This window comes from Pseudonocardia sp. OZ21, from assembly GCF_059359135.1.
In genome coordinates this window covers 469,497-495,511 of record NZ_JCADBN010000001.1, presented here as the reverse complement: position 1 = coordinate 495,511, position 26,015 = coordinate 469,497, and the positions used below count along the sequence as shown (strand labels likewise).

The following is a 26,015-nucleotide window of genomic DNA, read 5'->3' as shown; positions in this document are numbered from 1 at the left end:
TCACCGATGGAGCCCAGGTCCGACATCGCGTGGCAGCACCGCACCCCGGTCGGCCGGGCCACCATCGGCGACCAGTTGCGTCGCCACGCCCGCACCCAGCCGCACAAGGTCGCGCTCGTCGCCTACGACGCGGCGGGAGCGCGCAGCCAGATCACCTACGGGGAGCTCGACCGGCGCGCCAACCGGTTCGCCCACCTCCTGCTCAGCCGCTCGATCCGCAGGGGTGACGTCGTGGCCGTGGTGGCCCGCAACGGCATGGACGTGGCCGCCCTCTACTACGGGACGCTGAAGGTCGGCGCCGCCATGAGCCCCGTCAACGTGATGTTCGGGGAGCGGGAGATGCGTGAGCAGCTCGCGCACGCCGAGCCCGCTGTGGTGGTGGTCGCCGAGGAGTTCGCCGACCGGGTCACGGCGGCGGCTCCCGACGTCCCCCGCCTGACGTTCGGGGACGCCCTCGAGCGGCGGCTCGCCGAGCAGCCCGACACCGAGCCCGTGGCCGACGTCGACGAGCACGACGTCGCGATGCTCGTCTACACCAGCGGCACGGAGGCCACGCCGAAGGGCGTGCTGATCCAGCACCGCAACTACCTGATCTCCACCGCACCGGCGTGGGCCTGGGGCCTGGGAACCGGCCCGGACGACACCTGGCTCTTCGTCATGCCGTTCCACACCATCTCCGGGCTCGGCTCGATGACCACGCTCACGCTGATGGGGGCCACCCTGGTGTTGCCTGCCGGCACGGGCGGCGCCCACTCGCTGGAGGTCATCGCGCGGGAGCGCGTCACGGTGATCGCGCAGACCCCGACGTTCTACCTCGCGTTGGCCGGCGCCGAGGCGTTCGGGCCCGGCGTCGTCGGCGCCGTCCGCCGCTGCCTCACCTACGGCGGCCAGGTCACCCCCGCGGTGGTGGACGCGTGGTCGACGGCGGCCCCCGGCGCGCGGTGGGGCACCTACTGGGGGCAGTCGGAGCTGTCCCAGCTCGGGACGGTCGGCTGGTTCTCCACCCTCGGCGACGTGCCGGGCGGCGACCCCACCTGGATCGGCAAGCCCGTGACGCACCTGGAGACGCGGGTGGTCGACGCCGACGGCAACGACGCAGAGCTCGGCGAGCTGATCTGCCGATCCCCCTCCGTGATGCTCGGCTACCACCGCGAGCCCGAGAGGACCAGGAACGTGCTGCGCGGCGGCTGGTTGCACACCGGTGACATCGTGCGGGTCGACGCCGACGGCAACCTGTTCTTCCACGACCGGCTCACCGATGTGATCAAGTCAGGTGGCCTGAACGTCTCGTCGCAGGAGGTGGAGCGGGTGCTGCAGGCACACCCCAGCGTGCAGCGCGCCGCGGTGGTGGGGCGGCCGGACCCGGTCTGGTCCGAGGCGGTCACGGCCTTCGTGGTGGCGCGGTCCGGCGTCATCCCCGACCGGGAGGCCATCGTGGCGTTCTGCCGGGAGCGGCTCGCGGGGTTCAAGGTGCCCAAGGCCGTGCACGTCGTGTCCGAGCTACCGGTCGACGCGCAGGGCAAGATCCTCAAGCGCGAGCTGCGAGCGGTGGAGCTTCCGCGGTGATCGCTCCGGAGCAGGTCGGGGCGCCCCCGCCCGGGGACGGAACGGAGTCGACCGGGCCTGCCCCCGCCGCGCGGCGGCGGGTACGCCGGGAGGAGATCGTTGCCGCGGCCGCGCTGATCTTCGCGCTGCAGGGGTACGCGGCAGTGGGGATGCGCGACATCGCCGAGGCCGTCGGGATCCGCGGGGCGAGCCTGTACCACCACTTCGCCTCCAAGGAGGAGATCCTCTACGCGGTGTGCCTGACCGTCACCCGCGAGCTGAACGAGCAGAACCTCCCGTTCCTCGACGCGCCGGGCACACCCGGGCAGCGGTTGGCCGCGTTCGTGCGCGCGCACCTGGAGTTCCTGCAGCCCCGGCGCGTCGAGCACATCGTCGGGCTCAACGAGCTCGCCGCTCTCACCCCGGTGCACCGCGCCGAGATCGACGAGTACCGGCGCTACTACCAGCGCCGGGTGCGGGACGTGATCGATGCCGGGATGAGGTCGGGGGAGTTCGCCCCGGCCGACCCCCGGCTCGCCGCCTTCGCCGCGTTCGGTGTGCTCAACGGGATCAGCACCTGGTTCCACGAGGACGGTGCGCTCGACCTCGAGGAGGTCGTGCGCGGCTACGTGGTGCTGATCGTGGGCCGGATGCTCGGCTCGCGGGAGTTCTCCGGCGCCCAGAACCCATGACCAGCCGGTTCAGGCTCGCAGGCGCAGCCCCTTGGGCGTGACCCGGAAGCCGGCTTCGGTGAGCACCTCGGCCAGGTCGGAGTCGAGCGAACCGACGCCATCGGCGCGCTCGACGGCCAGCGAGCCGAGCCAGCCCTCGTGCACCGCCCCGGCCAGCGCCTGAGCGCCGGCTGCCAGCTCATCCCGATCGACCGTGAACGACAGCAACGACCGCCCGCCACGCTCGACGTACAGCGCGGGCGCGCCCTCGACCATGACGACGAGCGCCCCGGCCTTCCGGCCCGGCCGGTGCTTGGTGTCGCCGACGCCGACGGGCCAGGCGAGCGCCGCCCCGTAGGGCTGCGCCGGGTCGGCGGCGGCGAGCACCACGCGGGACAGTCCGTCGCCCCCGCCCCTGCCCGCTCCGCCGTAGCCGTGGTCGGGATCGAGGCCCGCGGGGCTGCCGTCGGGCCGGGAGAGTGAACGCAGCCGGTCGATCGCGCCGGGCACGGCGAACTGCGCCGCCCCGAGTCCTTCCACGACGTAGCCGCGGCGGGCCCGGCCGGAGTCCTCCATGGCCCGCAGCACCCGGTACACCGCGGCGAACCCACCGCTCACCCGCTCGGTGGCCAGCGCGCCGCGTGTGAGCACTCCGTGGCGTTCGAGGAACGCCTCGGCGCGGGCATGGGCCCGGCGGGTGGGGTCGGGCTCGCGCCCGGCGGCGAGCGCCCACCGCCCGCCCACCGACGGGGGCCCGCTCCGGCTGGGCATCGCCGGCCGGCCGGCCCGCAGCTGGGCGTACCGGCCGCGCGGGGCCGACCGCCTGCCGCGGTGGGCCGGGCCTCCGCGGCCTCCCGCCCCGCGGCCGCCCAGCCGTGCCCGCAGCGGGGCGAGGGTGTCGTTGCTCAGCAGCCCGGCCCACACGAGATCCCAGATCGCGGTGACCACGGCGTCGTCGGCAGGCACGGCCTCCCCACCCTCCACGAGGGTGCGCCCGGCCCGGTCGGCCAGCTCCCGGAAGAAGAGGGCACCGCCGGAGAAGCCCGGTGCAACGGTCGTGCCGCCGGCCGGTGGAGCCGCGGGATCGGCCCATCCGAGCGCCGCGAGCACCGCCCGGTGCAGAGGGGTCTCGGCCACATCGGGTTCGGCCTCGGGGAGCAGCAGATCGGCGACGTCGGTGGGCGCGACGGCGAGCCAGCCGTCGGTGCCGGCGAGCGGGCCGCAGCCGGTCCAGGTGACCTCACCCGACGCGGTGAGCTCGTCGAGCAGCGCCGGCGTGTAGCCGGGCAGCCGAGCGGGCAGGATGAGGGACTCCAGTGCGCTGGCGGGCAGGGGAGCCCCCGCGAGCTGCTCGACCACCCCGAGCACGTCCTCGGCGCCGGGCGCGCGACGCATCCGGCCGCGCCGCTCGCCCGCGGCACCGGCCTGCACGCCCTGCCAGGCCGGCAGGAACCGCCCCAGCGCCCGCTGCTCGACCGGCTCCACCTCGGCCCGCAGCCGGGCCAGCGACGCCCGGCGCAGGCGTCGGAGCACCTCGGCATCGCAGTACTCGACGCTGCTCTGCGGGCCCATCGACGTGGGCCGCAGCTCGCCGCGCACGAGCCGGCCGGAGCCGACCAGCCGGTCGAGCACGCCCGCCACCACGGCGACCCCCAGCCCGAAGCGGGCGGCGCACTCCGCGGCAGCGAACGGCCCGTGGGTACGGGCGTAGCGCAGCACCAGGTCACCCAGGGGGTCGGCCACGGGCTCGGTGAACGTCTCCGGCACCCCGACGGGCAGTGCGGCGCCCAGCGCGTCGCGCACCCGGCCGGCGTCCTCGACGGGGAGCCAACGCTCCTCCCCGGCGATCCGCACGCGGATGACCCGCCGGGCCGCCTCCAGCCCGGTGAGCCACTCCTCGCGCACGCCACGGGCGGCGGCCTCCGCGGTGGTGAGGTCGCCGATGAACCGCAGGAGGTCGGAGGCACCCTCGGTGTCGCGGGCGTGCCGCTCCTCGGCGAGCCGTTGCAGTGAGGCCTCGACCTCGGCCAGCACCTCGGGATCGAGCAGTTCGCGGATGGCCTCCGAGCCCAGCAGCTCGGCCAGCAACGTGGAGTCGAGCGCCAGCGCGGCGGCCCTGCGCTCGGCCAGAGGGGCGTCGGACTCGTACAGGAACATCCCGACGTAGCCGAACAGCAGGCTCCGCGCGAACGGCGACGGCGACGGCGTGGCCACCTCGACGACGTGCACCTTGCGGGACTGCACGTCGGCCATCAGCTCGCGCAGGCCCGGGAGGTCGTAGACGTCCTGCACGCACTCGCGCATCGCCTCGAGCGTGATCGGGAACTGCTCGTAGCGCCCCGCCACCGCCAGCAGCTGTGCCGACTTCTGGCGCTGTTGCCACAGCGGGCTGCGGCGCTTGGGGTCGCGGCGGGGCAGCAGCAGCGAGCGGGCCGCGCACTCGCGGAACCGCGACGCGTAGAGCGACGATCCGCCGAGCTCGGCGACGACGATCTGCTCCACCTCGCCCGGGTCGAGCAGCACGTCCTCTGCGGTGGGCACGACCTCGGCGCCGGAGTCGTCGACAGCGTCCGGCAGCCGCAGCACGATGCCGTCGTCGGCGCTCGCGGCGTGCACCTCGACCCCGCGCCGCTCCCGCATCCGCGCGGCGATCGCGAGCCCCCACGGCCCGTTGACCTGTGACCCGAACGGGGAGTGCACGACCATCCGCCAGTCGCCCAGCTCGTCGCGGAACCGCTCGATGAGGATGGTGCGGTCGCTCGGCACGTGGCGGGTGGTGTCGCGCTGTTCGTGCAGGTAGGACAGCAGGTTGTCGGTGGCCCACTCGTCGAGCCCGGCCGCGGTGGCGCGCTCCCGGGCGGCGTCGTCGGGCAGCGCCGACATCTCCCGCACGAACTTGCCGACCGCCCGGCCCAGCTCCAGCGGGCGGCCGATCGACTCGCCCTTCCAGAAGGGCATCCGCGCAGGCTGCCCCGGCGCCGGGGTGACGATCACGCGGTCGTGGGTGATGTCCTCCACCCGCCAGCTCGACGTGCCGAGCAGGAACGTGTCGCCGACGCGGGACTCGTAGACCATCTCCTCGTCGAGCTCGCCGACCCGCGACCCCCTGCCGTCGGCCCCGCCCGGCGTGGTGACCGTGAAGAGGCCGCGGTCGGGGATCGTGCCGCCCGAGGTGACGGCCAGCCGTTGCGCACCGGGCCTGCCCTGCAGCTGGTCGGTGACCCGGTCCCACGTGATCCGGGCCCGCAGCTCGCCGAACTCCTCGGACGGGTAGCGCCCGGCGAGCATGTCGAGCACCGAGTGCAGCGCCGACTCGGGCAGGGCGGCGAACGGTGCGGCCCGCCGCACGACCCGCGCGAGGTGGTCGAGCTGCCAGGGCTCCAGCGCCACCATCGCGACGATCTGCTGCGCGAGCACGTCGAGCGGGTTGCGGGGGTAGCGCATCGACTCGATGGCGCCCGACGTCATGCGTTCGGCGACGACCGCACACGACACCAGGTCGCCCCGGTACTTCGGGAAGACCACGCCCCGCGAGATCGCGCCCACCTGGTGGCCGGCCCGGCCGACCCGCTGCAGACCGGAGGCGACGCTCGGGGGCGCCTCCACCTGCACGACGAGGTCGACAGCGCCCATGTCGATGCCCAGCTCCAGGCTGGACGTGGCGACGACGCAGGGCAGCACCCCGGCCTTCAGCTCCTCCTCCACGAGCGTGCGCTGCTCGCGGGACATCGACCCGTGGTGGGCCTTCGCCACCGTGGCCGCGGCACCGCCCCCGATGCCCGACTGCCCGATCGCCTCGGCCGGGAAGGTATCCAGATCCTGGACCTCGCCGCCCTCCAGTTCCTCGGCGGCCAGCTCGTTGAGCCGCGCCGTGAGCCGCTCGGCCAAGCGCCGGGAGTTGGAGAACACGATGGTGGAGCGGTGGGCCCGGACCAGCTCCAGCAGCCGCCGCTCCACCGCGGGCCAGATCGACGGGCGTTCGGCGCTGCCCGCGGCCGACCCGATGACCTCCTCGTCGGAGCTGCCCGGCGCCGGACGTTCGTCGAGCGCGGCCAGATCGGGCACCGGCACCTCGACGGAGACCTCGATCGTCTTCGGGATCGGCGGCTGCACGACCTCCACCGGGCGCGCGCCTGCGAGGAACGTGGACACCTCGTCGAGGGGGCGCACGGTGGCCGAGAGCCCGATGCGCTGGGCCGGCTTCCCGAGCAGCTCGTCGAGCCGCTCCAGGGAGAGCGCGAGGTGGGCGCCGCGCTTGGTGCCCGCCACGGCGTGCACCTCGTCGAGGATGACGGTCTCCACCCCGCGCAGCGACTCCCGGGCGGCCGAGGTGAGGATCAGGAACAGCGACTCCGGCGTGGTGACGAGGACGTCGGGCGGAGTGCGGGCGAACTGGCGGCGCTCGTAGGCCGGGGTGTCGCCCGTGCGCATGCCGACTGTGATGTCCGGGACCGGGAGACCGAGGCGCTGCGCCGCCTGCCGGATGCCCGCGAGCGGCGAGCGCAGGTTGCGCTGGACGTCGACGGCGAGTGCCTTGAGCGGGGAGACGTAGAGGACCCGGCAGCGGTGCCTCGGCTCCTCCGGCGGTGGCCCGGTGGCCAGCCGGTCGAGCGCCCACAGGAACGCGGCGAGCGTCTTGCCCGAGCCGGTGGGCGCGACGACCAGGGCGTGCTTCCCCGCCTGCGCCGCGCGCCACGCGCCCTCCTGCGCCGTCGTGGGCACGGCGAAGGCACCGCCGAACCAGTCACGGGTGGCGGCGGAGAAGCCGTCGAGTGCGCTCACGCCGACCATCATGCGCCCGGCCACCGACAGTCTGCGGCGTTCCGCCCGAAGCGTCCCGGTGGTCAGGCCCCCGCGGTGAGCTCCCGCACGAGATCGGCCACCGCGCGGTCGGCGCCGCTGCCCGGCCGCCAGGTGCAGGCGAGCCCGATGGCGACCACCTCGCAGGAGGCCAGCACGTGGCGCACCGCCGTCGCGACGGCGGGCAGCCGGGGACCGTCCGGCACGGGGAACAACAGCCCGGGCAGGTCGCGCTCATCGACCACGTCGACATCGAGGTGCAGGTAGACGGGCCGGTGGGGCAGCAGCCCGGTGCCGACGCCCGCCACCGGCACGCGCCGGATCGCCGCCGTGGCGAGGAACGCCTCCTCCGGAGGATCCAGGTCCCGCGCGTCGACGAGCAGCACGTCCGGCTCGGGCACGACGCGCAGGCCGATCCGCTCCGCGACCGTGCGGTCCGCTCCGCCGACCAGCTGCCGCACCGGCATGCCGCCGAGGTAGCCCGATGCCGACGTCTCCGGGGTCTGGACGTCGCCGTGGCCGTCGAACCAGACGAGCGCCGGGTCGAGCCCGGCCCGCTGCAGACCGGCGACCACGCCGAGCGAGGTGGTGCAGTCCCCGGAGAGGACCAGCGGCACCCGGCCGGCGGTGACGTCGGCGGCGACGACGTCCGCGACCTCGTCGTAGAGCACGGCCATCCGCTCCCACGGCGAGCCGGGCGCGAGGTCCGGGCCGATGCTGCGCTGCGGGGAGAGCGGCAGCTCCAGCGTGGGCAGGTGCTCGTCGAGGTGGAACGGCACGGCGATCACGGTCACGCCCTCATGCTGCCCGCCCCCGCGAGGAACAGGAAAATGCATTCCGGCGATGCCCCGTTCCCGGACCGCCGCCACCACGACGACCACACGACGAGGAGCGCCCCTGATGCCCGACGTCATCCGCCTGATCCTGGACGACCACGAGACCTTCCGGAGCCGGTTCGCCCAGCTGGAGAAGCTCCGTGCCGACCCGGAGGCCGCCGCCGAGCTGTGGAAGGGGCTGTCGGCCCATCTCGAGGTCCACGCCTCCGCGGAGGAGGAGCACTTCTACCCCGCCCTCCTGCAGCAGGTCGAGGACAGCGAGGACGAGACGAAGGACGCGATCAAGGACCACGACGAGATCCGCGACGGCATCCGGCGCGCGGCGGCGGCCGAGGTCGGCAGCGACGAGTGGTGGGCCGGCATCCAGGACGCCCGCGAGGCCAACGACGAGCACCTCGCCGAGGAGGAGCGCGACGACATCCCCGACTTCCTGCGCGCCGCGTCGGTGGAGCTGCGCCAGGAGCTGGGGGCCAGGTTCGAGCGGTTCGAGGACGAGCACCCCGGTGCGCGCGGGCTCTCGGGCGAGGACAAGGACCCCGACGAGTACGTGGCCCAGAAGAGCTGAGCCGAGCACAGCTGAGCCGAGTACAGCTGAGCGGCGGGTCCGAGGCCCGGGGTAGCGGCATTCGGACGCGGTCATGCCGCGTCCGAATACCGCCGGAGCCCTCGGCCCCGGTGCCCGAAGCTGTGATCGTGGAACTGAACCTGCAGGACAACGTCGCCCTCGTCACCGGCGGCAGCAAGGGCATCGGGCTGGCGACCACCCGCACCCTCCTCGACGAAGGCGCCCGCGTGGTGGTCGCCTCCCGCACCACCACGCCCGAGCTCGACCAGCTCGCTGGACCGCATCTCGTCCACGTGCCGACCGATCTGACCGACCCCGAAGCGCCCGCGCTCGCGGTCTCCCGTGCGGTCGACGTGTTCGGCGGGCTGGACATCCTCGTGAACAACGCCGGGGGACCGCCGCCGGGGGTGAAGCTGCCGCGCTTCTCGTTCCTGACACCCACCGACACCGACTGGCAGGTGATGTTCGAGTTCAACCTCTTCTCCGTGGTCCGCGCGATACGGGCCGCGATCCCGGTGATGCTCGGACGGGGCGGCGGGGCGATCGTCAACGTCTCGTCGGGCAACGCCCGGCAGCCTGCGGCCATGAACGTGGACTACTCGGCGGCGAAGGCCGGCATGAACAACCTCACGAAGGCGCTCTCGGAGGAGTTCGGGCCACAGGGCATCCGGGTGAACACGGTGTCACCGGGACCGGTCCGGACGGCCTGGTGGACCGACGAGGGCGGTGCCGCCGACATCCTCGCGACCGCAGCGGGCAGCAACCGGGACGACCTGATGGACAAGATCGCTCCCGAGATGATGAAGCTGACCACGGGGCGCCTCGTCGATCCGCAGGAGGTGGCGGACGTGATCACGCTGCTCGTCTCGCCGCGGTCCGCGAGCACCACGGGCGCCGACTTCGTGGTCGACGCCGGGTTCCTGAAGGCGGTCTGACGAGCGCTCAGCGCTTGCGGTTCTGCCACCACCAGCGCACCAGGAGGGTGAGCGACCCGAGCAGCCCGGCCAGCACGACCAGCTGCCCGATCGGCGACGACAGCCCGGTGGGGTCCTGCGCGAGAACGGACATCACGGACAGGACGCTACCGGCTGAGCCAGCCGGTCGCCGCCGTGCCGAAGGACGGTGCGGGGGGAGGCCAGGCCAGCGGCCGCCCGTCGAGCGTTCCGGGCGGCCGGGCGAGCGTGAGGACGCCCCCGGGAGCGTCGAGCTCCTGCAGGTAGGGGCCCGGGTCGCCGTCCGGCACCGGGTCGGCGCTCTCGCGGGCGAGTCCCTGCAACCAGGCCGCGGTGCCCACCAGTGACAGCCGGACGTGGTGGCTCCCGCCATCGGTGCGCTGGCGGGTGAGCGCGAGCAGGGCCGCCGTGGCGGCCAGGTACCCGGTGGCGTGGTCGAGCACCTGGGCCGGGAGGGCCCCCGGCCGATCAGCGTCGCCCTCGGACCGCGCGATCCCGCACGCCGCCTGCACGATGCTGTCGAACCCGCGCCGGTGCGCAAACGGACCGTGGTGGCCCCACGCCGACAGCGTGACCACCACCAGCCCCGGATGCCGCTGCGCCAGCCCCTCGGGGGCGAGCCCGAAGCGGTCGAGGGCCCCGGGGCGGTACCCGGTGACGACGACGTCGGCGCCCGCCAGCAGCCGTTCCAGCTCCGCCGACCCGCCGCGGAGGTCGAGCAGCGCGCTGCGCTTGCCGGGCAACGTGTCGGCGGCCTGCAGCGGGATCTCCGGCCGGTCCGGTGCGTCGAGCCGGAGCACGTCGGCGCCGTGGACGGCCAGCGTGCGGGTGGCGACCGGGCCGGCGATGACGCGGGTCAGGTCGAGCACCCTCGGCCTGCGCGCGGGCCGGGCCGGGGCCTCGCCGAGCACCCGGTGCTCGACGAGAGCGGGCGGCGAGCCCGCGACGGCCCGGAAGGCCTCCTCGGTGCGGACGGCGGCGCCGATGCCACCGGCGTCGTACAGCGCGTCTTCCAGTTCCCCGCCGGTCCGGTCCGCGATCGCCGCCGGGACCTCCTCCTCCGTGCAGCCCAGCACGCGCAGGGCCGCCGACCGGTGCCAGGGGTAGTTGGCGTGCAGCCGCAGCCACCCGTCGGCGGTGCGGTGGAACGCCGAGAGCGGGTCGAACGGGCTGCCCATCGGCTGCCCGTCGAGGCGTACGTACCTCTCGCTGCGCAGCGCCACGGCGAGCCCCCGGGTGTCGAGCCCGACCCGCGCGCCGGTGCCGAGCGTGCCCGCGAGCAGGCTCGCGCCGACCGCGGCCGTGCCTGCCCGGGTGACCGGGAAGGTCGACACCAGGGTGGCTGCCGGCCCCGTGACGGAGAGCCGGTCGAGCTCGCCCGGCGCGCCGCCGGCAGCGGCCCAGAGCGAAGGCAGCAGGTCGGTCACCCGGCCAGGGTCCCAGCTACCGTGGTCGGGGTGCGACTGACGTACTTCCGGGAACTGATGGAGGGCGAGTTCGGCACCGCCCGGGCCGCCTCGGTGTCCCACGACCACGTGTTCGCCGAGCTCGGTGGCCGCACCGTGGAGGAGGCGCTCGAGGCCGGGATCGACCCGCGCGACGTGTGGAAGGCGGTCTGCGACGCCTATGACGTGCCGTCGGTGCGTCGCTGAGAGCACCGGGCCGGCCACTGTGTGGCACGGGCGGGCGATCCTAGCCGTCGGCGTGTCGAGCTAGGGGATCGAACAGGTGTTCGCTATGCTCCTGTCCACACCGCGGTGCGGCTGTCCACAGATCGCCACCGCTCCCGCAGATTGTCAGTGGCGCCTCCTACTGTCGACGCCAGACCGACAGACAGTCCCGAGTACCTGAGGTGGAGACCGGCGATGACCCCCGCACCCGACCGCGAGAAGGCACTCGAACTCGCGCTCGCCCAGATCGAGAAGAACCACGGCAAGGGCTCGGTGATGCGTCTCGGCGACGACACCCGGCCGCCCATCGGGGTGATCCCCACCGGGTCCATCGCCCTCGACGTCGCTCTCGGAGTCGGCGGCCTTCCCCGCGGCCGCGTCGTGGAGATCTACGGCCCCGAGTCCAGCGGTAAGACCACCGTCGCCCTGCACGCGGTGGCCAACGCGCAGGCGGCGGGCGGTATCGCCGCGTTCATCGACGCGGAGCACGCGCTCGACCCCGAGTACGCCAAGGCTCTCGGCGTCGACACCGACGCCCTGCTCGTCTCCCAGCCCGACACCGGGGAGCAGGCGCTCGAGATCGCCGACATGCTGATCCGCTCCGGCGCGCTCGACATCATCGTCGTCGACTCGGTGGCCGCGCTCGTGCCACGTGCCGAGATCGAGGGCGAGATGGGCGACAGCCACGTCGGTCTGCAGGCCCGGCTCATGAGCCAGGCGCTGCGCAAGATCACCGGTGCGCTGAGCAACTCGGGCACCACGATGATCTTCATCAACCAGCTGCGCGAGAAGATCGGCGTCATGTTCGGCTCGCCGGAGACCACCACGGGTGGCAAGGCGCTCAAGTTCTACGCGTCGGTGCGGCTCGACATCCGCCGGATCGAGACCCTCAAGGACGGCTCCGACATGGTCGGCAACCGCACCCGGGTCAAGGTCGTCAAGAACAAGGTGGCGCCGCCGTTCAAGCAGGCGGAGTTCGACATCCTCTACGGCGTCGGCATCAGCCGTGAGGGATCGCTGGTCGACGTGGGAGTCGAGCAGGGCATCGTCCGCAAGTCCGGTGCCTGGTACACCTACGAGGGCGACCAGCTCGGCCAGGGCAAGGAGAACGCCCGCAAGTTCATGCGTGAGAACCCCGACGTCGCCGCCGAGGTCGAGAAGAAGATCAAGGAGAAGCTCGGCATCGGGGCCCAGGTCGACGCCGAGGCCCCGCTGCCGGCACCGGTCGACTTCTGAGCATGACGCCGGGCCGGGAACACACCACCCCGGAGCACGACACTGTTCGCGTCGCCCGGTTCGACGGGGCCGGCAGTGACGATGAGGCCGGCAGAGACGGCGGTGCGGCGGCGCCGGTGGCCCAGCTGGACGCCGCCGGGCCTGCCGGGCCGGTCCGTCCGGCGGCCGACCTCACCGGCCTGGATGCGCTCGCCTCCGAGGCGGCGCCGGTCGCCTCCTTCACCGGCGACGACGACGGGGGAGCCGATGGCGCGCCGGAGCCGGACGTGTCGCCGGTCGCCCTGCTCGACGCCGGGCAGCTGGCGAGCGTCCGCGATGTGCCGGTGGCCGAGCTCGGCTCCGACACCCGGGGCCGCTCGACCGGGCGCCGGGCGCCGTCCACGGGTCGGGGCGAACGCCGCCCACGGCGCGAGGAGCGGAGCGCGCCCGAGCGACGTGGTCCCGAGCGACGTGGCGAAGGCCCGGGTGGCGGTGCGCAGGTTGAGACCGCGCCGGATGGCGGGGCAGGCACCGACACCGACGCCGACTCTCCCGAGCCGGAGACCGGCAACCGGAGGCAGCGGGGCCGGGGCAGAGCCGACCGCAGATCCGGCCCCGGTCCGGAGCGCGACGTCGATCCGGTCGTCATGGCGCGGGAGATCTGCCTCCGGCTACTCACCGACCGCGCGCGCACGCGGCAGGAGCTGGCGCAGGCACTGCGGCGCAAGGGCATCCCCGACGATGCGGCCGCCACGGTGCTCGAACGGTTCGACGAGGTCGGCCTGATCGACGACGCCGCCTTCGCCGGCCAGTGGGTCCGCTCCCGGCACGCCTACCGCGGCCTCGCCCGCCGGGCGATCGCGGTCGAGCTGCGCCGCAAGGGCGTCGACGACGAGGTGGCAGGCGAGGCGCTGGCCGAGGTCGACGGCGAGTCCGAGGAGCGGCGGGCCCGGCAGCTGGTCGACCGCAAGCTCCGCTCGCTCACGGTCGACACCGCCGAGCAACAGGTGGTCGCCGGCCGCCGGCTGGTCGGGATGCTCGCCCGCAAGGGCTACGGCGCCGGCGTGGCCTACCGCGTGGTGCGGGAGGCGCTGGCCCAGCACGGCGCGGAGCTCGAGGACGCGGAACCCCCCGACGACTGACCGGGCGCTCTGCGCGCCGGCCGCAACGAACGCGCAGAGCGTCCGGGCAGCGACGCGCGTCAGTCCTCGTGGCCGAGGGCGCGCAGCTGCGGCGGCTCGCGCAGGCTCCGCTTCAGCTCCGCGAACCCCGGGAAACGGGCCAGGGCGACGACGTGGTCCCACAGCTCGGCGGCCTGCTGCTCGTCCGGGACCCTGCTGATCACCGGACCGAAGAACGCGACCCCGGCCGGGGGCTGGAAGTGCAGGATCGGGGTGCCGACGTCCTTGCCGGTCAGCGACAGCGCCTCGTCGGTCTCGGCCTGGATCTCGACGTCCCATGAGGAGTCGTCGAGAGCGTCGGCCAGCGTGGTCGGCAGGCCGAGCCCGGTGAGCACCGGTTCGACGAAGTCCCGAGTGCCCCGGGCCTCACCCTCGGGTGCCTCGCCTGCCTTGGCGTCGAAGATCTGCGTGCCCAGTGCTTCGTAGAGCCGGCCGACGGCGTCGCGCCCGTGCTCGGCCCGCATGCGCGCCGCCACCCGCAGCAGCCGCAGGCCCGCCGTGTGCAGCCCGTCGTAGCCCGGCGCGAAATGGGTGTCGTAGTCCAGGTGCGAGTTGAGCAGTCGCAGCGAGATGAACCGCCAGTCCACCCGGTAGTCCCGCTGCACCTGCACGGTCCGCACCCACTTGCTGGTGATCCAGGCGAACGGACACACCGGATCGAAGTAGAAGTGGATTTCGGCGTCGGCCATGTATTGCAGGCTAATCCGCGCAGCGGTGGCCGGACTTGATCCCTGTGTCACTCCGCAGGCTCGGTACCGCGCGGCGCCGACGAGTCCGGGCGGCGCAGCACCTGCACGTCGCCGGGGAACCCGTCGCCCGCCGACAGCACGGCGAGGAAGGACAGCAGGGTGTCGCGGAACGCGCGCACGGCGTGGGTCGGGGTGAGGTCGGCGCGCCGGGCGAGCGCGACGGTCCGGTACAGCGGGGGCGTGAGCACGGTGCGGCGCAGCCGCGGCCTGCCCGCGAACACCAGGTCCGGCACCACCGCCACGCCGGTACCGGCCTCCACCAGCCGCAGCACGGCGTCCATCTCCCCGCCCTCCACCGCGAACCGGGGCGTCACCCCGGCGTCGGCGTACGCCTGCAGGGTGGCCTCGCGCAGGTCGTAGCCCTGCCGGGGGACCACGAGCGAACGCCGGGACAGCTCCAGCACCGACATCGAGCCCCGCGACGACGGCGCCCGGTCCGAGGTGGGGGAGGCCACCGACAGCCGTTCCCGCAGCACCGGCATGGTGTGCAGCGCCGAGTCGATGCCCGGCGGCGGGACGATCACCAGTGCGACGTCGAGCTCACCCCGCACGAGCGAACGCACCAGCGGCTGCGAGCCGCTCTCCACCAGTTCCAGCCGGACGTCGGGGTACTTCTCGTGGAACACGCGTAGCACGTCGGCCAGCACGCCGATGCACAGCGAGGGCGTGGCCCCCACCCGGACGCGGCCGCCGCGGAGGCCGACGATCTCGGCCACGGCGGTGCGGGCGCTCTCCGAGTCGGCCAGCATGCGCCGGGCGAGTGGCAGCACCGCCTCGCCTGCGGGGGTGAGGACGGGCCCGTCGCGGCTCCCGCGGTCGACGAGCGGTGCCCCGAGCTCGTCCTCCAGGGTCCTGAGCTGGCGCGACAGCGTGGGCTGCGCCACGCCGAGGGACTCCGCCGCCCGAGTGAAGCTGCGCACGTCGGCCACGGCCACGAAGTACGCAAGCTGCTGAAGCGTCACGCTTATAGCGTACGTGCATCGGTCGCGGCAGTTCGATGCATTGGACGTTTGCCGGTGCCGGTACGCACCCTTACCCCATGGTGACTCTGGGAGAGCGCCCGGCGACACGTGCTCGGCACACGCCGCGGCCGTCGTCGGTCCAACTGAAGATCGTGATGGCGGTGTCCGGCGCCCTTGCGCTGCTCTACCTGGTGGCCCACATGATCGGCAACCTGAAGATCTTCCTCGGCGCCGAGGCGATCAACACCTACGCCGCGTGGTTGCGCACCGTCGGCGAGCCGGCTCTCCCGGCGCAGACCGTGCTGTGGCTGGTGCGGGTGGTCCTCACCGTCGCGATCGTGGCCCACATCGTCTCGGCGGTGATCCTCACGCGCCGCGCGCACCGCGCCCGCCCGATCAAGTACGCGCACCGGCAGCCCGTGAAGGGGAGCTACGCCGCCCGCACGATGCGCTGGGGCGGGGTGATCATCCTCCTCTTCGTCATCTACCACCTGCTCGACCTCACCACCCTGACGCTGAACCCCAACGGCGTCCACGGCGACGTCCACGCGAACCTCGTGGCCGACTTCGCGCCGAGCCGGTGGTACGTCACCCTCTTCTACGCGCTCGCGGTGATAGCGGTCGGCTTCCACGTCCGCCACGGCCTGTGGAGCGGCCTGCAGACGCTCGGCCGCAACAGCGCCGCCGCCCAGAACACCCTCAAGGGAGTCGCCCTCGTGGTCGCGGTCCTGCTGACCGTCGGCTTCCTGGCCGTCCCGTTCGCGGTCCTGACCGGATTGGTGCGTTGACATGACCAGCAGCTATGCGGACTACACCGTCGGCGCCCCGGTGGCCGACACCGCCGCGCCGGGCGGCCCGATCGAGGAGCGCTGGGAGCGCAGACGGTTCGGCGTCAAGCTGGTGAACCCCGCCAACAAGCGGAAGATGAAGATCATCGTGGTCGGCACCGGCCTGGCCGGTGGCAGTGCCGCCGCGAGCCTGGCCGAGCTCGGCTACCAGGTCAGCTCGTTCTGCTACCAGGACAGCCCGCGGCGTGCCCACAGCATCGCCGCGCAGGGCGGTATCAACGCCGCGAAGAACTACCGCAACGACGGCGACAGCGTGCACCGGCTGTTCTACGACACCGTCAAGGGCGGCGACTTCCGGTCCCGGGAGTCCAACGTGCATCGGCTGGCCGAGATCAGCCTGCAGATCATCGACCAGTGCGTGGCGCAGGGCGTGCCGTTCGCCCGGGAGTACGGCGGCCTGCTCGACACGCGCTCCTTCGGTGGCGCGCAGGTCTCCCGCACCTTCTACGCCCGCGGCCAGACGGGCCAGCAACTGCTGCTCGGTGCGTACCAGGCGCTGGAACGTCAGATCGACGCAGGCGGGGTCACGATGTACCCGCGCCACGAGATGCTCGACCTGATCATGGTCGACGGCCGCGCCCGCGGGATCGTCGCCCGCGACCTCATCACGGGGGAGACCCGCAGCCACCTCGCCGACGCCGTGGTGCTGGCCTCCGGTGGCTACGGCAACGTCTTCTACCTCTCCACCAACGCCAAGGGCTGCAACGTCACCGCGACCTGGCGGGCGCACCGGAAGGGCGCGCTGTTCGCCAACCCCTGCTACACCCAGATCCACCCCACGTGCATCCCGGTGAGCGGCGACCACCAGTCGAAGCTCACGCTGATGAGCGAGTCGCTGCGCAACGACGGCCGCGTGTGGGTGCCGAAGCGCAAGGGCGACGACCGCGCGCCGGGTGACATCCCCGAGGACGACCGCGACTACTACCTCGAACGCAAGTACCCGGCGTTCGGCAACCTGGTGCCCCGCGACATCGCCTCGCGCGCGGCCAAGGACGTCTGCGACGAGGGCCGCGGTGTCGGGCCCACCGGGCTGGGTGTCTACCTCGACTTCGCCGACGCGATCACGCGCCTCGGCCGCTCCGCCGTTGCGGCGAAGTACGGGAACTTGTTCGAGATGTACCAGCGCATCACCGGCGAGGACCCCTACGCCGTGCCGATGCGGATCTTCCCGGCCGTGCACTACACGATGGGCGGCCTGTGGGTGGACTACGACCTGCAGAGCACGATCCCCGGCCTGTTCGTGGTCGGCGAGGCGAACTTCTCCGACCACGGCGCCAACCGGCTCGGCGCGTCCGCCCTGATGCAGGGCCTGGCCGACGGCTACTTCGTGCTGCCCAACACGATCGGTGACTACCTGGCGGGCGCGCGGCTCGGCCCGGTCGACCCGGCCAACGCCGAGGTGCGCGCCGCCGAGCAGGACGTCGCCAACCGGGTGGAGACGCTGCTGTCGATCGACGGGACCCGCACGGTCGACTCGTTCCACCGCGAGCTGGGGCACCTGATGTGGGACCACTGCGGGATGGAGCGCACCGACGAGGGCCTGCGCAAGGCACTCGACCGGATCCCTGAGCTGCGCCGCGAGTTCTGGAGCAACGTGAAGGTCCCGGGCACGGGTGCGCAGCTCAACCAGTCGCTGGAGCGGGCCGGGCGCGTCGCCGACTTCCTCGAGCTCGCCGAGCTGATGTGCCTCGACGCACTGCACCGCAGCGAGTCCTGCGGCGGCCACTTCCGCGCGGAGAGCCAGACCGAGGACGGCGAGGCCGCCCGCGACGACGCGAACTTCTCCTACGCCGCGGCCTGGGAGTTCACGGGCCAGGGCGAGCCGCCGGTCCTCCACAAGGAGGACCTGCACTTCGAGTACGTCATGCCGAGCCAGCGGAGTTACAAGTGAAGCTCAACCTGAAGATCTGGCGCCAGGCCGGCCCCGAGGACAAGGGGCGCCTCGTCGCCTACCGCGTCGACGACGCCGACGAGGACATGTCGTTCCTCGAACTGCTCGACGTGCTCAACGAGCGGCTCGCCCTCGACGGCGAGGAGCCGGTGGCGTTCGACCACGACTGCCGCGAGGGCATCTGCGGTGCGTGCAGCATGGTGATCAACGGCGAGCCGCACGGCCCTCAGAAGGCGACCACCACCTGCCAGCTGCACCTGCGGCACTTCCGGGACGGCGAGTCCATCACGATCGAGCCGTTCCGGGCCGCCGCGTTCCCGGTGGTGCGCGACCTGGTCGTGGACCGGGGCTCCCTCGACCGGATCGTGGCGTCGGGCGGCTACATCTCCGCCCCGACGGGCTCCGCGCCGGAGGCGCACGCCACGCCCGTCCCGAAGGCGAACGCCGACCGGGCGTTCACCGCTGCCGCGTGCATCGGCTGCGGCGCGTGTGTCGCGGCGTGCCCGAACGGCAGCGCCTCGCTGTTCCTCGGCGCCAAGATCACCCATCTCGGTGAGCTTCCGCAGGGCCAACCGGAGCGCTCCGACCGCGTGATCCGCATGGTCGAGACCCACGACACGGAGGGCTTCGGAGGCTGCACGAACACCGGTGAATGCGCGGTGGCGTGCCCGAAGGAGATTCCGCTCGACGTGATCTCCCAGCTGAACCGCGACTACCGGAAGGCGACGACAGGAGGCCGCCGCTCAGCCTGATCACACGGCGCGCAACGGTCGCGCCGACATCGGAACCACGTTCCTGCCAGGCAAAAGCAGGAACGTGGTTTCCGGCATGCGCGCGTCAGAATCGCGGTGAGTGAATCGCGTCACGTGGGGAATGCCCAGAGAAGGCCGCGCAAGCCGCGAACGTCGGACCGTCGTAGGCTCCCCGCCAGATCCAGACGTCCCGACGCCGCGGCTTCTGTGCGGTCGGCGTCGGCACCGCAGAAGAATGAGGACTTCCTGACGTGTCATCCACCACAGAGGCGTCCGCAGGCCGGGCGCAGATAGCGGCACGGACACTCCGCACCGACCGGTGGTGGTTACCGCCCCTGGCCAACTTCGTAGGACTCGCGCTGTGGGTCATCTACGCCACGGTGCGGGCCTTCATGCAGGACTGGTACTTCGTCCCGCAGTACAACTACCTCACACCCTTCTACTCGCCGTGCGTGTCCAACGGCTGCGTGGAGCAGGCAGCGCACTTCGGACGGTTCCTGCCCGACGTGTGGTGGCTGCCCTACGCGTCGTTGACGCTGCCGTTCCTGCTGCTGTTCCGGCTCACCTGCTACTACTACCGCAAGGCGTACTACCGCGCGTTCTGGCTCTCCCCGCCCGCGTGCGCGGTGGCCGAGCCGCACAAGAAGTACACGGGCGAGACCCGCTTCCCGTTGCTGGGCCAGAACCTGCACCGCTACTTCTTCTACATCGCGGCGATCATCTCCCTGATCAACACCTATGACGCGGTCGAGGCATTCATCAAGGAGGACGGCAGCTTCGGGCTCGGCCTGGGCAACATCATCCTGGTGATCAACGTGGTGATGCTGTGGGCGTACACGGTGTCGTGCCATTCCTGCCGCAGCATCATCGGTGGCCGGCTCAACCACTTCTCCAAGCATCCGCTGCGCTACAAGCTGTGGGTGCAGGTCTCGCGGCTCAACGGCAAGCACATGCAGCTCGCCTGGACCACACTGGCCACGCTGGCCATCACCGACTTCTACATCATGGCCGTTTCGGCCGGGTGGTTCGCCGACCTGCGGATCGTGGGGTGAATGCAGTGACTACTTCAGAGCAAGCGACGACATCGAGCGGTCCCACCGAGAACATCGAGCGCCACGAGTACGACGTCATCGTCATCGGCGCGGGTGGCGCCGGGCTGCGCGCCGCCATCGAGGCGAGGATGCAGGGCAAGCGCACCGCCATCATCTCCAAGTCGCTGTTCGGCAAGGCGCACACGGTGATGGCAGAGGGTGGCTGTGCCGCGTCGATGGGCAACGTCAACCCCAACGACAACTGGATGGTCCACTACCGCGACACCATGCGCGGCGGGAAGTTCCTCAACAACTGGCGGATGGCCGAGCTGCACGCCAAGGAGGCGCCCGACCGCGTCTGGGAGCTGGAGACCTACGGTGCGCTCTTCGACCGCACCAAGGACGGCAAGATCAGCCAGCGCAACTTCGGCGGCCACACCTACCCGCGCCTCGCGCACGTCGGTGACCGCACCGGGCTGGAGATGATCCGCACCCTGCAGCAGAAGGTCGTGTCGCTGCAGCAGGAGGACCACCGCGAGACCGGTGACTACGAGGCCAACATCCGGGTCTTCCACGAGACCACGATCACCGACCTCTTCAAGGCCGATGGGAAGATCGCGGGCTGCTTCGGCTACTACCGCAGTACCGGGAAGTTCGTCCGGTTCGACGCGCCGGCGATCGTCCTCGCGACGGGCGGGGTGGGCAAGAGCTACCAGGTCACGTCGAACTCCTGGGAGTACACCGGCGACGGCCACGCGCTGGCCCTGCGCGCGGGCGCCACGCTGATCAACATGGAGTTCCTGCAGTTCCACCCGACGGGCATGGTCTGGCCGCCGTCGGTGAAGGGGATCCTCGTCACCGAGTCGGTCCGCGGTGACGGCGGCGTCCTGCGGAACTCCGAGGGCGAGCGGTTCATGTTCAACTACGTGCCGGACGTCTTCAAGGACCAGTACGCCACCACCGAGGAGGAGGGCGACCGCTGGTACACCGACGCCGACAACAACCGCCGTCCCCCGGAGCTGCTGCCCCGTGACGAGGTGGCGCGTGCGATCAACTCCGAGGTGAAGGCCGGGCGCGGCAGCCCTCACGGGGGCGTCTTCCTCGACATCGCCTCGCGGCTGTCGCCCGAGGAGATCCAGAAGCGCCTGCCGTCGATGTACCACCAGTTCAAGGAGCTGGCCGACGTCGACATCACGAAGGAGCCGATGGAGGTCGGGCCGACCTGCCACTACGTCATGGGTGGCGTCGAGGTCGAGCCGGACACCACGATGTCCACGGTGCCGGGCCTGTTCGCCGTGGGCGAGGTGGCCGGTGGGATGCACGGTTCCAACCGGCTCGGCGGTAACTCGCTGTCCGACCTGCTCGTGTTCGGCCGCCGCGCAGGCAAGGGCGCTTCCGAGTACATCGACGGGCTCGCGGGCGTGCGGCCCGCGGTGCGTATCGGCGACGTCGCCGAGGCCGAGCAGCGGGCGCTGCTGCCGTTCTCGTCGGCCACCGAGGGCGGGGAGAACCCGTTCGTCGTGCATCTGGAGCTGCAGAAGACGATGAACGACCTGGTCGGCATCATCCGCAAGGCCGACGAGATGGAGATGGCCCTCAAGAAGCTCGAGGACATCGCCACGCGCACGCGGACCGTCAGCGTCGTGGGGCACCGGGAGTTCAACCCCGGCTGGCACCTGGCGCTGGACCTGCGCAACATGCTGCTCGTCTCGCTGTGCGTGGCGAAGGCGGCGCTGGAGCGGCAGGAGAGCCGCGGCGGCCACACCCGCGACGACTACCCGGCGATGGACTCCGACTGGCGGCACGTGCTGCTGGTGCTGTCGGCGCTGGGCGAGGACAACGTCGAGCTGGTGCGCAAGGAGCAGGTGGCGATGCGGCCGGAGCTGCTGGACCTGTTCGAGCTGGACGAGCTGAAGAAGTACTACACCGGTGAGGAGCTGGGCGGACACCGCGCCGGCTCCGCTGCAGACTCTGGGGTGGAGAACGCATGAGTTACGACGCCCATTTCCGGGTGTGGCGCGGCGACTCCGAGAAGGGTGAGCTCGTCGACTACCCGGTGGAGGTGAACGAGGGCGAGGTCGTCCTCGACATCATTCACCGGCTCCAGCAGACCGAGGCCGGTGACCTGGCGGTCCGGTGGAACTGCAAGGCCGGCAAGTGCGGGTCCTGCAGCGTGGAGATCAACGGCAAGCCGCGGCTGGCGTGCATGACCCGGATGTCGACGTTCACCGAGACCGAGACGATCACGGTCACGCCGTTGCGGACGTTCCCGGTGATCCGGGACCTCGTCACGGACGTGTCGTTCAACTACACGAAGGCCCGGGAGGTGCCGAGCTTCGCGCCGCCTCCCGGCCTGGAGCCGGGCGAGTACCGGATGCAGCAGGTCGACGTCGAGCGGAGCCAGGAGTTCCGCAAGTGCATCGAGTGCTACCTCTGCCAGAACACCTGCCACGTGGTGCGTGACCACGAGGAGAACAAGGAGAACTTCGCCGGCCCGCGCTACCTGATGCGGATCGCGGAGCTCGACATGCACCCCCTCGACGTCGCCGACCGCAAGCAGGAGGCGCAGGAGGAGCACGGCCTGGGCTTCTGCAACATCACCAAGTGCTGCACCGAGGTGTGCCCCGAGCACATCAAGATCACCGACAACGCGCTCATCCCGCTCAAGGAGCGCGTGGTCGACCGCAAGTACGACCCGCTGGTCTGGCTGGGTAGCAAGATCTTCAAGCGCTCCGGCGCGTAAGGGCGCCCCGCCCGCCAGGTTCAGGAAAGCCACTTTCAGGCCCTCTCCGGGCAGGAAAGTGGCTTTCCTGAACGTCGGGGGCCCTCAGCGGCCCATGCTGCGGCGGATCTCGTCCAGCTTCGCCTTCCCCGCGCGCTCGCGCTCGGCCTCCTGCTCCTCGATGCTGCGTGCCGCCGCCGTCTCCTCGGCGAGTTCGGTCGCGCCGAGTGAGGTGGCGTAGCGGGTCTCGATCTTGTCGCGGACGTAGTCCAGGCTCGGGACGCCGTGGTCGTCGTAGTCGGGTGCGGGGGGCGGTGCCACCGGTCCGGGGTCGGGCACGATCTCGGCGTCCAACGGCTCGGGCCTCGCGGGCGTCACGGCCTCGGAATTCGGGCATTTGGGCGAATCCGCCGGCAGATTCGAACTATCGGGCGAATCGTTCATCACGCGCTTCCTCCATTTGGCCGGGTAGAACAACACCGTGCGCTGCAGACCTTCACTCGAATGCTCACGCTCCGCGATCGGGCAATCGCGTAACGCGACCGATCCACTTTCGTTATCCGAGAGGGACGCCGCATGGTCGTTCCAGCCTGCACGTGGAGGAACCAACGCATGACGGCTGCCCCGACAGCAGGACTCGCGCAGTCCACCGGACAGACCCGAGTCTCCCGAATCGCGCCATCCGGCGCTCCCGTCGACCTGACCCTGCCAGCAGCGTTCGGTGACTACCAGTGGTACGGCAACACCCGGTTCACGGGTCCGCGGACGGCCCGCCAGTTCTTCCTCGCGCCCGCGGGGGAGCACCGGGTGATCCCCAAGCACGTGCTGCCCGGGGCGCGGGAGCGGCGGCAGTCGATGCGCGGCTTCGACGCCGTGGTCTTCGAGGCGGCCGACCGCAGCGACTCGGTGCTCGTGCTCGCCGGGCCGCACCACGAGGCCACCACCTGGTTCGGCGGCCCGGCGCCCGACGCCGCAGGCGTCTCGAGGTTGCTGGCCACGTTCCGGTTCGCCGACTCGTCCTCCGGTGCGGCGCTCACCCCCTCGTCGGACCTGCTCGTCAAGCAGAGCGATGTGGCGCTGATCGGGCGCAACGCGCAGTCGATGCTGGTCGTGCGCCACTCCACCGAGGTGCTGCAGACCCTGCCGCCGTGGGCGGGCATGCCGCTGCCCGGCGGCGAGCTGTGGCGGTCGGGACGCGGGCTGGATCCCGGGGGCGCGTCGCGCGTCGCGGGCACGCCGCACCAGTGGCGCTACCTGTTCGCGAGCGAGAGCGTCGCGATGGACCTGATCCTGCACGGCCCCGAGTCCGGCAAGCCGGCCCTGCCGATGGGTGAGGACCAGATCGTCGCCGCGCTGGCCGCGCTCAGCGGCCGCTGGAGGGGCTGAGCCGTGTCCGTCGCACTCGCCGTGGCGCTGCTCGCCCTGCTCGTCGCGCTCTTCACGCTGGTGGCGCTCGTCGCGGTGTACGCAAGGGTGCGTGCACTGGAGGCCGCAGGCCCGGCCGAACTGTCCGGGTACGTCGCACTGGTCGGGCGCCAGGCCCCGGCCGCGGTCCGGCCCCGTCCGGGTCAGCGGGCGGCCGTCGTGGCCGTGCTGGACGCCCACTGCGCGCTGTGCCACGGCGTGTGGGACGTGCTCTCCGCCATCGAGGAGGGTCAGCACGTCCGCGTCGTCGCGCTGGTCGACCGGCCGGAGGACTTCGCCGTCCGCGAAGGTGGCCGGGCCGAGCTACTGGCCGACGCCGGCGCCAGGGCCGACCTGTTCGAGGGGTACTCGCCGACCCTGCTGGCCGTGGACGCCACCGGCGTCGTCACGCACCGCAGCTTCGTCTACTCCGACACCGACCTGGGCGCCCTCGTCCAGGACCTGACGCGGAGTTCCGTTCCGGGACAGCGTCCCGATCCGATGCCGGGCGCCGAGCGGCACCACCCCGAAGAACGAGAGGTGACCCGGGCGTGAGCTACCTGGACGAGATCCCGACGACGTCGGCGCCCCCCGCGCAGGCGAGCCCCAGTGCCGTGGTGGCTCGCATCCGGGCCATCCGGCCCAGTCGCCGCATGGTGCTGCGCGGCCTGGTGATCGGGGCGGCCGCGGCGGCGCTCGTGCCCCTGGACTGGTACCTGAGCCGCCGGGAGGCCGCGGCGCAGGACGACGAGGACGAGGACGACGACAAGTCGGAGCACCTCACCTGTACGCCGTCGTCGTACGACGAGGAGTCCAACAACTGGCCGGACGACGGCGCGGCGATCTGCTACGGCGGCTGGCGCCGTGGCTCGTACCCGTGCTCGGGCGGGTTCCACCGCGAGGGCGAGTACGAGTCGCAGGGCGACTACTACGAGTCGACGCGGCTGACCACGTCCTGCGACGGCAAGAACGGGTGGCGCTGGCGCGGCTACCGCTGCTCCGACGCGGTCACCGAGGTGTACTACGACGACGGCGACAGCTACCGCGGGCTGACGATCGCGGCCTGCGAGCTGCCGGACACCGAGGCGGAGCCGGCAGGCGCGCTCGTCGGAACCGGGTCCAGCCCGTCGTGACGGTCCCGCCGCGGGCGCGTCCGCGCTGGCTGCTGCACCCGGTGACGGCGGCGCTCACGCTGTTGCTCATCGGGGCGTTCGCCACGTTCGTGGCGAGCACGGCAACGCGGGACCTCGCGGCGGGAGGTGCGCTGTTGTTGCTGGTCACGGTGGCGGGCGCCGCTGCCGGGTTCGCCAACTCGGGCAGCACTTGAAGCCACAACTCAGCGTTCCTGCTGAGCGCGTCGGTCTGGCGCGACAAGCCCGTGATCCGGTACTTCGGCACCGGACTGCTGCTCGGCGCCGTGGTGGTGGCCTTCGCGGCCGCCGTGCTCGGTGCGTTGCCGCAGGCGCTCGTACCCGCGGTGGTGCGGGAGGTGCTCTTCGGGCTGGTCGTGGTGCCGGTGCTGCTGCGGGAGTTCGGGCTGGTGCGGTTCCCGGTGCCGGAGAACGCCCGGCTCGTGCCGGAGGACGTGCAGCACATGCGGGAGTGGGGTGCGCTGCAGTTCGGGTTCGAGATGGGCACCGGCATGCGCACCTACTCGCCGTCGGCGTTGCCGCACCTCATGCTGGTGGCGATCGTGCTCGTCGTGCCGTTCCCGGCCGCCTTCGGGGCGGCCGCGGGCTTCGCGATCGGACGGCTGGCGATGCCGCTGCTGTCCAACGCCTGGAGTGACGACGGCGCCTGGAGCGAGCTGTGGGCGCGCTGGGAACGGGTCGCCCGGCCGCTGCTGGCCCTGGCCTGTGGTGGAACGCTCGTCGCTGCCATGCTCGAGTGGTGAAGACCGCCGAGGTGGTCGTCGTGTACGACGTCTCCTGCCCCGTCTGCTCCCGGATCGCGCGGGAGCTGCCCGACCTGCTGCGGGTGCCGGTGAAGGTCCGGTCCTGCCGCGATCCTCAGCTCACCGCCCGCTATCCGGCGCTGCCCGCCGCCGTGCGTGCCTGTGCCGCTCCGGCGCTGGGCACCGTCCGCCCCGACGGCTCCGTCCGGTGGTGGCCGGGGGTGAGCGGGGCTCTCGCCGTGCTGCCCGTGGTGCGCCGTGGTGCCTTCTGGGAGGCCCTCTCCGTGCTGCGTACCGCGCTGCGCGCCCGGGCGTGACGGCGATCT

At 72.2% G+C, this 26,015-nt stretch carries 26 protein-coding genes; 19 read left to right on the top strand and 7 right to left on the bottom strand.

Annotated features, from left to right (window positions below; all coding sequences use genetic code 11):
• Positions 1–6 precede the first annotated feature (6 nt).
• Positions 7–1,566, top strand: coding sequence for a class I adenylate-forming enzyme family protein (locus AC5L35_RS02435; RefSeq protein WP_495057843.1), 1,560 nt, complete (start codon positions 7–9; stop codon positions 1,564–1,566).
• The gene (locus AC5L35_RS02430; RefSeq protein ID WP_495057842.1) at positions 1,563–2,237 is read left to right on the top strand and encodes a TetR/AcrR family transcriptional regulator; all 675 of its coding nucleotides are present in this window, start codon (positions 1,563–1,565) and stop codon (positions 2,235–2,237) included. Before AC5L35_RS02435 ends, AC5L35_RS02430 begins: the two co-directional genes overlap by 4 nt.
• Positions 2,238–2,246: 9 nt before the next feature.
• Here AC5L35_RS02430 and AC5L35_RS02425 read toward each other — a convergent pair whose 3' ends face one another.
• Together AC5L35_RS02425 and AC5L35_RS02420 are read right to left on the bottom strand one after the other, a co-directional pair.
• The gene (locus AC5L35_RS02425) at positions 2,247–7,010 is read right to left on the bottom strand and encodes an ATP-dependent helicase (RefSeq protein WP_495057841.1); all 4,764 of its coding nucleotides are present in this window, start codon (positions 7,008–7,010) and stop codon (positions 2,247–2,249) included.
• Between the two features lie 50 nt (positions 7,011–7,060).
• Positions 7,061–7,810, bottom strand: a complete 750-nt coding sequence (locus tag AC5L35_RS02420) for an arginase family protein (protein ID WP_495057840.1) — start codon at positions 7,808–7,810, stop codon at positions 7,061–7,063.
• 106 nt (positions 7,811–7,916) lie between these two features.
• On the opposite strand from AC5L35_RS02420, the gene AC5L35_RS02415 reads away from it, so the two are divergent.
• Both AC5L35_RS02415 and AC5L35_RS02410 read left to right on the top strand, forming a co-directional pair.
• Positions 7,917–8,417, top strand: coding sequence for a hemerythrin domain-containing protein (locus AC5L35_RS02415; RefSeq protein ID WP_495057839.1), 501 nt, complete (start codon positions 7,917–7,919; stop codon positions 8,415–8,417).
• A 128-nt stretch (positions 8,418–8,545) separates the two neighbouring features.
• Complete coding sequence (locus AC5L35_RS02410; RefSeq protein WP_495057838.1) at positions 8,546–9,352, top strand: SDR family NAD(P)-dependent oxidoreductase; 807 nt, start codon at positions 8,546–8,548, stop codon at positions 9,350–9,352.
• A gap of 7 nt (positions 9,353–9,359) precedes the next feature.
• Here the strand turns inward: AC5L35_RS02410 and AC5L35_RS02405 are convergent, their stop codons facing one another.
• Positions 9,360–9,488, bottom strand: coding sequence for a hypothetical protein (locus AC5L35_RS02405; RefSeq protein WP_495057837.1), 129 nt, complete (start codon positions 9,486–9,488; stop codon positions 9,360–9,362).
• 10 nt (positions 9,489–9,498) lie between these two features.
• Positions 9,499–10,797: a CoA transferase gene (locus AC5L35_RS02400; RefSeq protein WP_495057836.1), complete on the bottom strand. Its 1,299-nt coding sequence runs from the start codon at positions 10,795–10,797 to the stop codon at positions 9,499–9,501.
• A gap of 30 nt (positions 10,798–10,827) precedes the next feature.
• Here AC5L35_RS02400 and AC5L35_RS02395 point away from each other — a divergent pair, with 30 nt between their 5' ends.
• The 3 genes from AC5L35_RS02395 to AC5L35_RS02385 all read left to right on the top strand — a co-directional run bounded on the left by AC5L35_RS02395 (position 10,828) and on the right by AC5L35_RS02385 (position 13,397).
• Entirely contained in the window at positions 10,828–11,022 is a 195-nt protein-coding gene (locus AC5L35_RS02395) for a DUF3046 domain-containing protein (RefSeq protein WP_495057835.1), read from the top strand.
• A gap of 213 nt (positions 11,023–11,235) precedes the next feature.
• A complete protein-coding gene (gene recA / locus AC5L35_RS02390; protein WP_495057834.1) occupies positions 11,236–12,276 on the top strand; it encodes a recombinase RecA in 1,041 nt (346 codons plus the stop codon).
• Positions 12,277–12,278: 2 nt separating this feature from the next.
• Entirely contained in the window at positions 12,279–13,397 is a 1,119-nt protein-coding gene (locus tag AC5L35_RS02385; RefSeq protein WP_495057833.1) for a regulatory protein RecX, read from the top strand.
• Between the two features lie 59 nt (positions 13,398–13,456).
• On the opposite strand, the gene AC5L35_RS02380 is transcribed toward AC5L35_RS02385, so the two are convergent.
• Positions 13,457–14,125: a mycothiol-dependent nitroreductase Rv2466c family protein gene (locus AC5L35_RS02380; RefSeq protein ID WP_495057832.1), complete on the bottom strand. Its 669-nt coding sequence runs from the start codon at positions 14,123–14,125 to the stop codon at positions 13,457–13,459.
• A 47-nt stretch (positions 14,126–14,172) separates the two neighbouring features.
• Positions 14,173–15,147: a LysR family transcriptional regulator gene (locus AC5L35_RS02375; protein ID WP_495057831.1), complete on the bottom strand. Its 975-nt coding sequence runs from the start codon at positions 15,145–15,147 to the stop codon at positions 14,173–14,175.
• A gap of 77 nt (positions 15,148–15,224) precedes the next feature.
• On the opposite strand from AC5L35_RS02375, the gene AC5L35_RS02370 reads away from it, so the two are divergent.
• From AC5L35_RS02370 to AC5L35_RS02345, 6 genes are all read left to right on the top strand, one after another.
• Positions 15,225–15,935, top strand: coding sequence for a succinate dehydrogenase cytochrome b subunit (locus tag AC5L35_RS02370; RefSeq protein WP_433558665.1), 711 nt, complete (start codon positions 15,225–15,227; stop codon positions 15,933–15,935).
• Position 15,936: 1 nt separating this feature from the next.
• Positions 15,937–17,886 (top strand): fumarate reductase/succinate dehydrogenase flavoprotein subunit, encoded by a 1,950-nt coding sequence (locus tag AC5L35_RS02365; RefSeq protein ID WP_495057830.1) that lies wholly within the window; start codon positions 15,937–15,939, stop codon positions 17,884–17,886.
• On the top strand, positions 17,883–18,638 hold the full coding sequence (locus AC5L35_RS02360) for a succinate dehydrogenase/fumarate reductase iron-sulfur subunit (protein WP_495057829.1): 756 nt from the start codon (positions 17,883–17,885) through the stop codon (positions 18,636–18,638). The genes AC5L35_RS02365 and AC5L35_RS02360 overlap by 4 nt, the downstream gene beginning before the upstream one ends.
• Before the next feature lie 251 nt (positions 18,639–18,889).
• A complete protein-coding gene (gene sdhC / locus AC5L35_RS02355) occupies positions 18,890–19,690 on the top strand; it encodes a succinate dehydrogenase subunit SdhC (RefSeq protein ID WP_495057828.1) in 801 nt (266 codons plus the stop codon).
• 5 nt (positions 19,691–19,695) lie between these two features.
• A complete protein-coding gene (locus AC5L35_RS02350) occupies positions 19,696–21,660 on the top strand; it encodes a fumarate reductase/succinate dehydrogenase flavoprotein subunit (protein WP_495057827.1) in 1,965 nt (654 codons plus the stop codon).
• A complete protein-coding gene (locus AC5L35_RS02345; RefSeq protein ID WP_495057826.1) occupies positions 21,657–22,412 on the top strand; it encodes a succinate dehydrogenase/fumarate reductase iron-sulfur subunit in 756 nt (251 codons plus the stop codon). Before AC5L35_RS02350 ends, AC5L35_RS02345 begins: the two co-directional genes overlap by 4 nt.
• 84 nt (positions 22,413–22,496) lie before the next feature.
• On the opposite strand, the gene AC5L35_RS02340 is transcribed toward AC5L35_RS02345, so the two are convergent.
• Positions 22,497–22,769: a hypothetical protein gene (locus AC5L35_RS02340; protein WP_495057825.1), complete on the bottom strand. Its 273-nt coding sequence runs from the start codon at positions 22,767–22,769 to the stop codon at positions 22,497–22,499.
• A gap of 234 nt (positions 22,770–23,003) precedes the next feature.
• Between AC5L35_RS02340 and AC5L35_RS02335 the strand changes: the two genes are divergently transcribed.
• From AC5L35_RS02335 to AC5L35_RS02310, 6 genes are read left to right on the top strand one after another with little or no spacing between them, the layout of a single operon-like run.
• The gene (locus tag AC5L35_RS02335) at positions 23,004–23,777 is read left to right on the top strand and encodes a hypothetical protein (RefSeq protein WP_495057824.1); all 774 of its coding nucleotides are present in this window, start codon (positions 23,004–23,006) and stop codon (positions 23,775–23,777) included.
• A gap of 3 nt (positions 23,778–23,780) precedes the next feature.
• A complete protein-coding gene (locus AC5L35_RS02330) occupies positions 23,781–24,350 on the top strand; it encodes a hypothetical protein (RefSeq protein ID WP_495057823.1) in 570 nt (189 codons plus the stop codon).
• Positions 24,347–24,928, top strand: a complete 582-nt coding sequence (locus tag AC5L35_RS02325; RefSeq protein ID WP_495057822.1) for a hypothetical protein — start codon at positions 24,347–24,349, stop codon at positions 24,926–24,928. The genes AC5L35_RS02330 and AC5L35_RS02325 overlap by 4 nt, the downstream gene beginning before the upstream one ends.
• Positions 24,925–25,122, top strand: a complete 198-nt coding sequence (locus tag AC5L35_RS02320) for a hypothetical protein (protein WP_495057821.1) — start codon at positions 24,925–24,927, stop codon at positions 25,120–25,122. Before AC5L35_RS02325 ends, AC5L35_RS02320 begins: the two co-directional genes overlap by 4 nt.
• Positions 25,123–25,173: 51 nt before the next feature.
• Positions 25,174–25,689, top strand: coding sequence for a hypothetical protein (locus tag AC5L35_RS02315; RefSeq protein WP_495057820.1), 516 nt, complete (start codon positions 25,174–25,176; stop codon positions 25,687–25,689).
• A complete protein-coding gene (locus AC5L35_RS02310) occupies positions 25,686–26,006 on the top strand; it encodes a hypothetical protein (RefSeq protein ID WP_495057819.1) in 321 nt (106 codons plus the stop codon). The genes AC5L35_RS02315 and AC5L35_RS02310 overlap by 4 nt, the downstream gene beginning before the upstream one ends.
• The last annotated feature ends 9 nt before the right edge of the window (positions 26,007–26,015 follow it).